Annotated in this window: 10 protein-coding genes and 1 tRNA gene; 8 read left to right on the top strand and 3 right to left on the bottom strand. The window is 66.3% G+C overall.

Features of this window, described 5'->3' with window-relative positions; all coding sequences use genetic code 11:
* Positions 1 to 61: 61 nt before the first annotated feature.
* A tRNA-Leu gene (locus K4G53_RS05325) sits at positions 62 to 144 on the bottom strand.
* A 373-nt stretch (positions 145 to 517) separates the two neighbouring features.
* Here K4G53_RS05325 and K4G53_RS05320 point away from each other — a divergent pair.
* The 7 genes from K4G53_RS05320 to pknB are packed head-to-tail and all read left to right on the top strand — an operon-like array spanning position 518 to position 9953.
* The gene (locus K4G53_RS05320; protein WP_221384448.1) at positions 518 to 1258 is read left to right on the top strand and encodes a DUF3662 and FHA domain-containing protein; all 741 of its coding nucleotides are present in this window, start codon (positions 518 to 520) and stop codon (positions 1256 to 1258) included.
* Positions 1255 to 1737, top strand: a complete 483-nt coding sequence (locus K4G53_RS05315) for an FHA domain-containing protein (protein ID WP_221384447.1) — start codon at positions 1255 to 1257, stop codon at positions 1735 to 1737. The genes K4G53_RS05320 and K4G53_RS05315 overlap by 4 nt, the downstream gene beginning before the upstream one ends.
* Before the next feature lie 2 nt (positions 1738 to 1739).
* A complete protein-coding gene (locus tag K4G53_RS05310; protein WP_374226150.1) occupies positions 1740 to 3428 on the top strand; it encodes a PP2C family serine/threonine-protein phosphatase in 1689 nt (562 codons plus the stop codon).
* Positions 3425 to 4813, top strand: a complete 1389-nt coding sequence (locus K4G53_RS05305; RefSeq protein WP_221384446.1) for an FtsW/RodA/SpoVE family cell cycle protein — start codon at positions 3425 to 3427, stop codon at positions 4811 to 4813. The genes K4G53_RS05310 and K4G53_RS05305 overlap by 4 nt, the downstream gene beginning before the upstream one ends.
* Positions 4810 to 6270, top strand: coding sequence for a penicillin-binding protein 2 (locus K4G53_RS05300; RefSeq protein ID WP_221384445.1), 1461 nt, complete (start codon positions 4810 to 4812; stop codon positions 6268 to 6270). Before K4G53_RS05305 ends, K4G53_RS05300 begins: the two co-directional genes overlap by 4 nt.
* On the top strand, positions 6267 to 7991 hold the full coding sequence (locus K4G53_RS05295) for a serine/threonine-protein kinase (protein ID WP_221384444.1): 1725 nt from the start codon (positions 6267 to 6269) through the stop codon (positions 7989 to 7991). The genes K4G53_RS05300 and K4G53_RS05295 overlap by 4 nt, the downstream gene beginning before the upstream one ends.
* 15 nt (positions 7992 to 8006) lie before the next feature.
* Entirely contained in the window at positions 8007 to 9953 is a 1947-nt protein-coding gene (gene pknB, locus K4G53_RS05290) for a Stk1 family PASTA domain-containing Ser/Thr kinase (protein ID WP_221384443.1), read from the top strand.
* A 53-nt stretch (positions 9954 to 10006) separates the two neighbouring features.
* Here pknB and K4G53_RS05285 read toward each other — a convergent pair whose 3' ends face one another.
* A complete protein-coding gene (locus K4G53_RS05285; RefSeq protein WP_221384442.1) occupies positions 10007 to 10645 on the bottom strand; it encodes an aminodeoxychorismate/anthranilate synthase component II in 639 nt (212 codons plus the stop codon).
* A gap of 169 nt (positions 10646 to 10814) precedes the next feature.
* On the bottom strand, positions 10815 to 11609 hold the full coding sequence (locus K4G53_RS05280) for a class E sortase (RefSeq protein WP_221384441.1): 795 nt from the start codon (positions 11607 to 11609) through the stop codon (positions 10815 to 10817).
* Between the two features lie 172 nt (positions 11610 to 11781).
* Here K4G53_RS05280 and K4G53_RS05275 point away from each other — a divergent pair, with 172 nt between their 5' ends.
* Positions 11782 to 12033 (top strand): cell division protein CrgA, encoded by a 252-nt coding sequence (locus K4G53_RS05275; RefSeq protein ID WP_221384440.1) that lies wholly within the window; start codon positions 11782 to 11784, stop codon positions 12031 to 12033.
* Positions 12034 to 12053: the final 20 nt, after the last annotated feature.

The following is a 12053-nucleotide window of genomic DNA, read 5'->3' as shown; positions in this document are numbered from 1 at the left end:
CTGACCGAGGATGCAAACGCAAAAGAGCCCCGATCCGAAGACCGGGGCTCTTTTATGTGCGTGCGCGAGGGGGGATTTGAACCCCCACGCCCTTTCGGACACTGGCACCTGAAGCCAGCGCGTCTGCCGTTCCGCCACTCGCGCGCAACTTCTTCCACTCAGCCGGCCCGGTTTCCCGGTTCCGCGCCTCGTAAAAGCAGCGAGATCAAGCATAACGGACATCTGCGGCAAATTACCAATCGGCCGCCGGGAGGTGTCCGGCACCCCGTGGAAACAGGATGGAATCCGTGCCCGCAGCCACGCGCCGCATGCCCGCAGGACCCCCTGGAAGCCAGATGTATCCGAACCTTTACCAATGCGTGCCCGTTGCGGATTAAGGCCATTCACAGGGCTGGACAGTAGTATCGGATGTAAGAGTGGCTGCCGCCTGCAGGGACACCGCACGGTGTCGGACTGCCATGCAGGTGCTGGCCCCCAACGGATACTGCCCCGGAGCCGGGGGGAAAGGAGAAGGACCATGGGTCTGCTTGACAAAGTGGAACGCGGCATTGAAAAGGCCGTCCGCGGTGTCTTCTCCACCGGGTCCAAGGCCCAGGTTGAACCCGTGGAGGTCGCCAGCAGGCTCCGCCGGGAAGTGGACCACAAGGCCCTCACCGTATCCGCCGGACGCACCCTCGTGCCGAATGTTTTCGACGTCCAGCTCAGCGATGACGACTTCAAGCGTGCCCAGGAATGGGGAACCCCCCTGGCCGAGGAACTTTGCGACGTGGTGATCAACCACGTCCGCGGCCAGGGGTACACGCTGCAGGGACCAGTCCGGATCTCTTTCCGCCGCGATAGCGGGCTGCGGGCCGGGGATTTCGAGATTGCCTCCGCCACCGAAAAGTCGCAGGGCAGCGGGGCCGCCCAGCCCCGGCCCAACGTGCCAGCGGCACCAAACCGCCGGCCGGTCAGGCTTCAGCCGGTGTTGGACATCGAAGGGCAGCGCTATTCGCTGAACGCGCCCTCCATCATCCTCGGCCGGTCCTCGGAGGCCGACATCCACGTCGAAGACACCGGCGTATCCCGCCGCCACCTCGAGATCCGCACGGACAACGGCGTTACCAGCGCCGTGGACCTCGGCTCCACCAACGGCAGCTACGTCAACGGCCAGCGGGTTTCGGGAAGTACTGAGCTCACTGACGGCTCCACCATCACGATGGGACGGACAAAGATCATCTTCCGCCTGCTTCCCGCGAGCCCGGGTGGCCACGCATGAGCGACCTGACCATCACCGCCCTGCGGTTTGGCTTCCTGCTGCTCCTCTGGGTGCTCATCTTCAGCATCGTCTCCGCCATGCGGCGCGACCTCATGGTGGGCCGCAAGGCAGCAGCGGGCGCCCCGTCCGCGCGCCAGGTGCGGCGTAACCCGGAACTTGCCGAACCGCCGCAGACGCCCGTGAAGCAGCAGGCCCGGCAACTGGTGGTGGTGGAAGGCCCGCTCAAGGGCAGGACCCTTCCGCTGGCCGCGAGCCCAATCCTGCTGGGGCGAGCCCAGGAAGCAACCCTCGTGCTGGAGGACGACTATGCCTCCGGCCGTCACGCCAGGCTCTTTCCCCAGGGCAGCCGCTGGTTCATCGAGGACCTCGGCTCCACCAACGGAACCTATCTGGGAGACCAGCAACTTACCCGTGCCCTGCCGGTCGAGCCAGGGGTGCCCGTAAGAATCGGCAAGACGGTCATTGAATTGAGGCCGTGACCGTGGCGGCCACCGAGAACCCCGCACCCGGATCCAAGCCCGGAGAGCGGCCCCTTATCATGCGCTTCGCGGCGCGCTCCCACGTGGGCCGGATCCGCTCGAAGAACGATGATTCGGCCTATGCGGGCCGCCATCTCGCCGTGGTGGCCGATGGCATGGGCGGCCACGCGGGCGGTGACGTGGCTTCCGCGGCCACGGTCCTGGACATGATCCACCTGGACCGGGCGGACTACGAAGGCGACGCCTCCACCACCCTCGCTGACGAGATCCAGACCGCGAACTCCCTGCTCTCCGAGCTTGTGCACATCAATCCCAAACTGGCCGGGATGGGAACCACCGTCACAGCCCTCCTGCTGGCGGAAGGGAAGCTGCACTTCGCACACATCGGTGATTCCCGTGCCTACCGCCTCCGGGACGGCGAATTCAAGCAGATCAGCGTGGACCACACCTTCGTCCAGCGCCTGATCGACGAAGGCCGGCTCAAGCCTGAGGAAGCCGAGACGCATCCGCACAAGAACGTCCTGATGCGCGTCCTGGGCGACGTCGACGCCAGCCCTGAACTGGACCTGGACACGCTGGACGTGAAGCGGGGAGACCGCTGGCTCCTCTGCTCCGACGGGCTTAACTACGTCGCCGGGCACGCCGTGGAGCGGACGGTCCGGGAGACCAGGGACCTGGCAGAGTGCGCTGAGACACTGGTGGAACTGACGCTTGAAGCGGGAGCCCCGGACAACGTCACCGTGGTAATGGTGGACATCGCCGAAGAAACGCCCGACGACGTCAGCACGGCCGCCGTCGAGATCATTGCGCCTGTGCAGGGCAGCAAGCCCGCTGCCGCGGCGGAGGTGCCGCCCGCCACGAAGGACACTGCGGCGGGACCGGCGGGTGGCCGGAAGCCGGCAGACCAAGCGACGGGCGACGCGGAGAAGTCCGCCGAACCCTCCGGCCAGGAAACCGCGGACGCCGCGCCCGGCAAGGGCGGGGATTCCGGTTCATCGGAACCCGGCAGCACCGATCCCCACCTCGGTGAGCATCTCTCCGCCGAGGTCCTGCGGGAAGAACTGGCCTCCCGCCCGCACCATCTTGTCGGTGCTGCAGCTGCGGCTGCCGAATCCGGCTCCATCCCCACCGTTGCCGGCCGCACCGTGGCCCGGCGTGCAGCCACCCTCCTCACGCACAAGGCCGAACCCGCCGGCGACCCCGCCGATGCCCTGGTGCCGCTGCGTCCGCGGCGTTGGGTGGCATGGTCCATCGCCGCAGCGGTACTCGTGGTGGTGGCCGTGGGCCTTTGGCTTGGGTACGCGTGGACCCAGACCCGCTATTACATCGGCGAGTTTGATTCCCGGGTGGCCATCTATAACGGTGTTTCCCAACGGCTGGGCCCCATCCAGCTTTCCTCCCTCGAAGCCGTGACGGAGATCCGGATGGATTCGCTTCCACCGTTCTCCCAGCAGCGCGTCCGCCAGACGGTGCCCGCCAACGATCTTTACGATGCACAGCGGATCGTGAAGAACCTGGAACTTACGGGAACCACCTCGCCGGAGCAGGAATGCCCCACGCCGTCGGCCTCCGCGTCAGCCGGGGCCTCCCCGGCAGCCAGCGCCGCGCCGCCGCCCGCTCCGGATGCCTCCGCCACGCCGGCACCGACTCCTTCCCCCACACCTACCATCACCTGCGAGGCGGCCAAATGAGCCAGGTAAACACCATGCCCAAGCCTCGCCGCAACGTGGAGCTCGCGCTGCTGATCCTCGCCCTGGCCGTGGGGATCGGCGCCAACATGCTGGTGGGTGTCGACGCGGAGAAGGCGTTCGATTCAGACTTCTGGTTCCAGTCCAGCCTGCTGGCGGCAGCCGCGCTGGCCTTCCACGCCGTCCTCCGGTTCCGTGCCAAATATGCCGACCCCGTAATACTTCCCATCGTGGTGGCCCTCAACGGCCTGGGCCTTGCGATGATCCACCGGCTCGACGCTCCCGGCGACGACACAGGCAACAACCAGCTCCGGTGGACCCTGGTCGCCATGGCCGTGGCAATCGCCGTCGTGTTCTTCCTCAAGGACCACCGCGTGCTGCGCCGGTTCACCTTCATATCCCTTGCTGCCAGCGCCTTGCTGCTGGTCCTGCCACTTGTCCCCGGAATCAGCGCCGGGGAAATCCTTGGTGCCCGCGTGTGGATCCGGTTCGGGCCCATGACGTTCCAGCCGGGCGAGGTCGCCAAGATTACGCTGGCCATATTCTTTGCCGGGTATCTTTCCTCCAACCGGGACCTCATCCTGCTGGCCGGCCGCAAGGTCGGCCCCCTGCAGTTTCCCCGGTTCAAGGACATGGGACCCATGATCACCGCCTGGCTGGTCAGCATCGGTGTCCTTATTTTCCAGCGCGACCTGGGCTCCTCCGTGCTGTTCTTCGGTCTCTTCATCGTCATGATCTACGTGGCCACCAGCCGCATCAGCTGGGTGGTCATCGGCCTTGCCCTGATCCTTGGCGGCGGCTTCGTGGCAGCCCAGGTGTTCTCCCATGTCCAGCAGCGCGTCTACGGCTGGCTCAATGCTTTTTCGCCCGAAGTCTACGAAACCGGCAGCCGGCAGGTCATCGAAGGACTCTTTGGCATGGCCAATGGCGGGCTGGTGGGAACCGGCCTCGGCCAGGGCCGTCCGGACTTGGTGCCGTTTGCCAACAGCGACATGATCATCGCCTCACTCGGCGAGGAACTGGGCCTGATCGGGCTGTTCGCCGTCGTCCTGCTCTACCTGCTCTTCTTCACCCGTGGATTCCGCGCCGCCCTGGGCACGCGTGACGCCTTCGGAAAACTGCTCGCCTGCGGCCTGTCCTTCGCGGTGGCCCTGCAATGCTTCGTGGTCATCGGCGGCGTCACCCGGCTCATCCCTTTGACCGGCCTCACCACGCCGTTCCTGGCCGCCGGCGGCTCCTCGCTGCTGGCCAACTGGATCATCGTGGGACTGCTCCTGTTGATCTCCCATGCTGCCCGCGGCCCGGTGGACACCACCCCGCTGCCTCCGGCGGGGGCTGCAGCGGCAACCGGCATTGACACTCCAACCGAGGTGGTGAAGCAGGCGTGAACCAGGCAATCAGGCACTCGTGGGTGGCGGCCGTCGCCATGTTCGCGCTGCTCTTCGGCGCCATCAGTTTTGTACAGGTAGTGGGAGCGGACGATCTCAAGACCAATCCGCTGAACCAGCGCGCCATCCTGCAGAATTACTGCAATGACCGTGGCGCCATCATCGTTGGCGGAAGCCCAGTGGCCGAGTCGGTGGAGACCGGCTCCGAGACGTGCAAGTTCCAGCGCACGTACCCGCAGCCGGAACTGTATGCCGGGCTCACCGGCTACTTCTCCAAGAACTACGGCGCCACCGGCCTGGAGCAAAGCATGGGCTCCGAGCTGGCCGGAGACTCCGACCAGTTGTTCCTGGACCGCGTGGGGCAGCTCTTCCTCGGGAACCAGCCCAAGGGCGCGTCGGTGGAACTCACCATCGATCCCCAGATCCAGCAGCTTGCCTACAACCTGATCCCCGACGGCCAGCGCGGCTCGATCGTGGTGACGAACCCCAAGACCGGGGCCATCCTGGCCATGGTGTCCAAGCCGTCCTACAACCCGAACCTCGTGGCCACCCAGGATGCGGCAGCCGAGAGCGCCAATATCAACGAGCTGGTGAAGGTGCCGGGCATCAATTTGAACCAGAACGTCAGCGGGCCCACCGGTGAACTGCTGGCCCCCGGTTCCGTCTTCAAACTCGTGGACACCGCGGCTGCGCTTGCCTCCGGGAAGTACAACAAGGACAGCGTGCTGCCGAACCCTGCCGAGATGCCCTTCGACGGGATCCAGTACAAGCTGCCCAACTACGCGGGCGGCAACTGCTACACCCGGGACACGGCGGGCTTTGCCTTCGCCCTCCAGCAGTCCTGCAACACGCCCTTCGCCAGCATTGCGCTGGACCTTGGCCGCAACGCGATCGCCGAGCAGGCCAAGAAGTTCGGTTTCGGCGAACAGGTGGGCGACCAGCTGAAGCTGGGCCACGCCCAGGGCAACGGGTTCCCGGACAACCTGGACGCGCCGGGACTGGCGCAGTCGGCCATCGGGCAGAAGGACGTCCGCGCTACGCCACTGCAGATCAACATGATGACCTCCGCCATCGCCAATGGCGGCGTCCAGATGCAACCGAAGCTCATCAAGACCCTGCGTTCCCCGGACCTTCGCGTGATCGACGAACCGCAGCCGCAGCAGCTGCGCACGTCCACCACCCCGCAGATCGCCAGCCAGATCACGGAATGGATGGCCAGCGCCGTCAGTGACGGCATTGCCAAGGGTGCGGCGGTCCCGGGCGTCCAGGTCGCGGGCAAGACAGGAACGGCAGAACTTGGGAACGGAACCAACAACTCGTGGTTCACGGGCTTTGCCCCCGCAAACAATCCGCAGGTGAGTGTCACGATCGTCATGGAGGGCGTGAACATCACCACCGGCGCACAGCTGACCAGTCCGAACGCGAAGAAGATTTTTGAGGCGGTGTTGAATAAGTGAGGCCTACAACCGGAATCACCCTCGGCGGCAGATTCCAGCTGACCACACGGATCGCGATCGGCGGCATGGGGGAAGTCTGGAAAGCCAAAGACCTCGTCCTCGGCCGCATCGTCGCGATCAAGGTGCTGAAGGAGGAATACACGGGCGACCCCGGCTTCCTCCAGCGCTTCCGGGCGGAGGCCCGCCACACCGCACTGCTGAACCATGTGGGAATTGCCAATGTCTTCGACTACGGCGAAGAGGAGGGCTCCGCCTACCTGGTCATGGAACTGGTGCCCGGCCAGCCGCTGAGCAGCATCATTGAGCACGAGCAGGTACTTTCGCCGGACCGCACGCTGTCGATCATCGCGCAGACCGCCCGCGCGTTGTCGGTGGCGCATGCGCAGGGCCTGGTCCACCGGGACGTGAAGCCCGGCAACCTGCTGATCACCCCCGACGGACGGGTCAAGGTCACCGACTTCGGCATTGCCCGTTTGGCAGACCAGGTGCCGCTCACGCAAACCGGACAGGTGATGGGGACCGCCCAGTATCTTGCACCCGAGCAGGCGACCGGACAGACTGCCACGGGTTCGTCCGACATCTATTCCCTGGGCGTCATCGGGTACGAGTGCCTGTCGGGCCACCGGCCCTTCTCCGGTGAGTCACAAATCGCCATCGCCCTTGCCCAGGTAAATGACGCGCCGCCGCCGCTGTCGGAGTCATTGCCCGCCCCCGTCCGTGCGCTCCTGATGTCCATGCTGGCCAAGGATCCAAAAGACCGGCCGGCCAACGCCATCAAGCTGGCCGAGGCCGCTGAAGCCATCCGCAACGGCGACATCGGTGCCGCCCGCGCCGCCGTCCCCGGCATGCTCCTTTTTGATGCCGACACAGGCCCAATCACCGCCCCGGTGGACACCACCACCGCCCCCACCGGTGTCATCGGCGCGCAGCGGGACACCCCCACCGCCACGTCGGCCCTCCCGGTGCTCGGGGCCGGGGCAGCAGGTGCTGCGGCCGGGATGGCTGCGGGTGCCGCAGGTGCCTCCGCCGCTGAGGGGGATGCGCCCCAGGGACCGCTTGCCCGGGCCAACGCGATGGCGGCCGAGAAGAACTGGGACCAGGAAGAGGAAACGTACGACGACGGGCCGGCGGACGAGCCGCGGCGCAAGGGCCGCAGCCCCTGGACCTGGCCGCTGGTGGCGCTGATCCTGCTATTGCTGTTCGCCCTGGCGGGCTTCCTCCTGAGCCAGCTGGGCCTTTTCTCGCCATCCGGCAATCCCACGTCCGGCACCACCACCGGCAGTGCGTCGGCGACGTCGGCAAGCCCCACACGGACCACCCAGTCGGCAACACCCACCCAGACCCGGAGCACGCCGACGCCCACCCCGACCCCCACGCCCACGCAGGAAACGGTCAACGTGATCCCGGCTGCCTACCTTGGAAAGGACTACCGCCAGGTCCAGTCCGCCCTTGCCGGCATGGGCCTTGCGGTTACGGTCGTGCCGCAGGAAAGCAGCTCTGCTGCTCCCGGAACGGTCCTGGAACTAAACCCCACCGGAGTGGTGCCCAAGGGCTCGCAGATCACCGTCGTCTACGCCACCGCACCAAGTCCGGCGCCTACCACCGCCGCCCCCACCCCTGCACCCACCACTTCTTCCGTTGCGGGGCCGACGCCCATCTCACCGCTGCCAACCTGCGCCCCCGGCCAGTTGCCGGGAACGCCGCCGGCCTGTACTCCGTAGCCGCCGGGATCACCAGTGAATGAGTCACCACGCACACCATTGGACCGGGAGGACAGCCTGCCGGTGGATAACCGGCGCATCCTGAGCGGCCGGTACGAGCTGGGCGGCCTCATTGGCCGGGGCGGCATGGCCGATGTCTACCGCGGCACCGACACCCGGCTGGGACGCACGGTCGCCATCAAGCTGCTCCGCCCGGATATGGCCAGGGACCCCCAGTTCCAGGCCCGGTTCAAGCGGGAGGCGCAGGCGGTTGCTGCGCTGAACCATCCCTCGATTGTTGCCATCTTCGACACCGGTGAGCACCTGGTCCATGACGGCTCCGGCGAGGATGTCCGCGTGCCGTACATCGTGATGGAATACGTGGAGGGCCGGACCCTCCGCGACCTGATCCGCGCGAACGAGGTAAGCATCGGGCAGGCGATCGACTACTGCCTGGGCGTGCTCGGCGCACTGGAGTACAGCCACAAGGCCGGGATCGTGCACCGGGACATCAAGCCTGCCAACGTGATGTACTGCGAGGGCACCAATTCGGTGAAAGTGATGGACTTCGGGATCGCCCGCGCCATCGCCGATTCCTCGGCCACGATGACCCAGACACAGGCGGTGGTGGGCACCGCCCAATACCTGTCGCCGGAGCAGGCCCGGGGCGAAACCGTGGACGCCCGCAGCGACCTCTACTCCGCCGCCTGCCTGCTCTACGAAATGCTGACCTCGCGGCCGCCGTTCATCGGCGACAGCCCGGTGTCGGTGGCGTACCAGCACGTGCGCGAAATTGCGGAACCGGCCAGCAGCCTCAACCCTGACGTGTCGCCCGCGCTGGACAGCGTGATTGCCAAGGCGCTGCAGAAGAACCGCGATGACCGCTTCCAGGATGCCGCTGCCTTCCGCCGCGCCCTGCGGGCCGCCCGGGCCGGAGTTGCCGTTCCTGCCCTTCCCGCATCGGAAGCCCCCACCGACCCCAACGACCACGTTCCCGCACCCCCGGCCCCGGCCACTGAGGCTCTTGCCGCCACTGGCGCCGGCGTCCCGGATGATGCGCCCACCGGCATCCTGACCGCTGCAACCATGTTCCATGACGACGACGGACCGCTGGTTCCCGCGAATGGACTGGACGGGCGCACCGCGGCGGAGTCGGAGCCCCTTGGACTGCGGCCGGATGGTGAGCGGAACGCCCGGCGGAATTCCCGCCGTCGTGCGTGGATTGCCACCCTGGTGGTCTTCACGCTCCTGGTGCTTGCGGGCGCCGGACTGTGGCTGTACGCCACGGTCAACCGCCCCGCGCCGCCGCCGCCAAAGGTGCAGATACCTGCGGTGACGGCCATGACGGAGACCGCTGCCCTGCAGGAACTGTACAACGCGAACCTGAAGCCCAAGATCGCCCGCTCGCAAAACGACACCGTTCCCAAGGGAACCGCCATCGGAACAGATCCGGCGGCGGGCGCAACCTTGGATCCCGGCGCCGAAGTGGTGCTGAACATTTCCGAGGGCCCCAGCTCCGTGAAGGTCCCGGACAGCCTTCCAGGGAAGACGGAAGCGGCTGCGCGCGACATCCTGCGGCAAGTGGGGCTGGTGGGGGCTCCCTCCACCACGACGGCGAACAGCGCTACCGTCCCGGCCGGGATCGTCATCACCACCAGCCCTGCCCCGGGGCAGAGCGTTGGTGTGGGAACAACGGTCGAGCTCGTGGTCTCCACCGGAAAGGTGGCGGTTCCGGAGCTGCGCGGCCGGACGCGGGAAGAGGCGGAGGCCGCACTCAAGGAGCTGGGCCTGGTACCTGCAGTGATCGAGGTGGAGAACTCGCAGGTGGAGCCCGGCAGGGTGACCGACCAAAGTGAGCCCGTCAACGCCGCGGTGGAGCAGGGCAAGACCGTCACCGTCGTGGTGGCCAAGGCACCGCCGTCGCCAACACCCACGCCAACCCCGACGCCGACCCCGACGCCGACGCCAACGAAGAAGGGCTGACAGAGGCGGGCCTTGGCAGGCCCGCCTGATCTGCTTTTGATTAACGAGCGGGCTCAGTGCTGGATGAGCGGGCTCAGCTTCGCCGCGCGGGCGGCGGCACCCTTCATGCCGAGCGACTCCAGCCAGTTGCCCAGCATCTGGTAGCCGCCCTCGGTCAGCACTGATTCGGGGTGGAACTGCACGCCGCAGAGGGGTGCGGTCCGGTGCTGCAGGCCCATGACCACGCCGGATGCGGTCTGGGCCGTCACTTCCAGGACATCGGGGATGGAATCCCGCACGGCCGCCAGGGAGTGGTAGCGGGTGGCGGTGATGGGGGAGGGCAGGCCGGCGAAGACGCTGGTGCCGATGTGTTCCACCAGCGACGTCTTCCCATGCATGAGTTCGGGTGCGTGCGTCACCTTGCCGCCGAAAGCCTCCGCCAGGGCCTGGTGGCCCAGGCACACGCCGAACATGGGAACGCTGTGCTCGCCGCACCACTTGATCAGTTCGATGCAGACGCCGGCCTCGGCGGGATTGCCGGGGCCCGGGGAGATCAGGACGCCGTCGCGGGTGCTGGCCAGTTCAATGGCCTCGGCCAGCGTGACGTCGTCATTGCGGACCACGGTGGTTTCGGCGCCGAGTTCCTGGAGGTAGCCCACCAGGGTGTAGACGAAGCTGTCGTAGTTATCCACTACCAGGATCTTGGTTGTCATGGCTGGTCTGCGGAACCAATCGTTGAGTCGGTGAATGGGGTGAGGTGTGACATCCAGGGGAAAAGGAACTGGACCATCAATACCAGTGCAACGGCAATGAGTACCAGTGCGAAGACGATCCGCAGCCAAAGCGGCCCAGGGAGGTGGCGGAAGATCCAGGCGTACATGCTCAACTCCGTCCCGTTGCCGCTGCCACCTGCGCCGCGATTTCGGCCGGCGGTCCGGCCGACCAGGGACGCCAGCTGTCCAGCAGGGCGTAGGCGATGATGCGCTCTTCGGCGCCGAAGCGGGGGTTGCAACTGGTCATGGTGAGGTAGCTTTCGGTGGGGGCAACACCGGGCTGCGTCGGTACCGGTTCAAGGACGTCGGTGCGCGAGGGCAACACTATCTGGTTGTTGCGGAAGACGTAGACGTAGAAGCCGTCCTTTGTCTGTACGTAGATCTTGTCGCCCGGTACCAGGGTGTGGATGTTGTCCAGCACGGCACCATGTGTCTGCCGGTGGCCTGCCACAGCGAAGTTTCCTACCGCACCCGGCATGGCCGTGTTGCTGTAATGCCCCAGGCCCAGGGTGTCCAGAACGTCCTGGCTGGTTCCCTGCACAATGGGCCTGGTGTAGCTGGGGCCGAACCTGGGGATGTACATGATGCCGATCGTTCCGGCATGCCCGGGGGCCGTTCCCACCACGGGCTTGCCGAAGTCCTCGGCAGCGGCCGGCGGAGTTGTGGCGCCGGGCGCCGGTTCAGTGGTGGCAGGGGCGGCCAGGTCCTGGGCGAATTCCTTGATGACCTGGCTCTGCCTGGCATCCGACTCGACGTTGGTCCACCACAACTGCCACGCGACGAAGAGCAGGAGGATAATCCCAGCGGTGATGAGCAGCTCACCCAGCACCTGGACTGTACCGTGGAGGAAGGCGCGGCGCGGTGCCGGGGCGGCAGTACGCACTGCCTTCTCCTGCAATACCACGCGTTCTCCTCGGACGTTTAGGCTGGGCACTGGCTGCCCATGAACTGCCGCTAGAATTGGCTGCTAGTAAGAATCCAGATTTGACCAAGATCGCGCAGACCGCTGGCAACTTCCTTCTTGCAGGATATCAAGCCCGGGACGCCGAGCTTGCCCAGCCCGCCAAGGAGAGCCAGTGCCCGAGTCAAAGCCGCGCAAGAAGACCGCCAGCACCGCCGAGCCGGCTGCCCCCCAGGCCTACAAGCCCAACCCGGTCTGGTTCAAGCCTGTGATGTTCGGACTGATGATCATCGGGCTCTTCTGGATCATCACGTTCTACATCAGCGAGGGGCGCTTCCCGGTCCAGGCATGGCAGTCCTGGAACATCGTGGCTGGCTTCGGCATCGCCATCATCGGCTTCCTGATGACCACCCGCTGGCGTTCCTAGCCTGGCTCCTGCTGTTCCCG

Origin of the sequence: Arthrobacter sp. MAHUQ-56, assembly GCF_019710585.1 — a bacterium.
Lineage (GTDB): Bacteria > Actinomycetota > Actinomycetes > Actinomycetales > Micrococcaceae > Arthrobacter.
Note: the sequence above shows the minus strand (reverse complement) of the source record. Positions and strands in the feature narration are given on the sequence as shown.

Bases quoted from the DNA above. Each gene is read 5' to 3' on its own strand.
- K4G53_RS05320 (WP_221384448.1), top strand. From the start codon at position 518: ATGGGTCTGCTTGACAAAGTGGAACGCGGCATTGAAAAGGCCGTCCGC.
- K4G53_RS05315 (WP_221384447.1), top strand. From the start codon at position 1,255: ATGAGCGACCTGACCATCACCGCCCTGCGGTTTGGCTTCCTGCTGCTC.
- K4G53_RS05305 (WP_221384446.1), top strand. From the start codon at position 3,425: ATGAGCCAGGTAAACACCATGCCCAAGCCTCGCCGCAACGTGGAGCTC.
- K4G53_RS05285 (WP_221384442.1), bottom strand. From the start codon at position 10,645: ATGACAACCAAGATCCTGGTAGTGGATAACTACGACAGCTTCGTCTAC.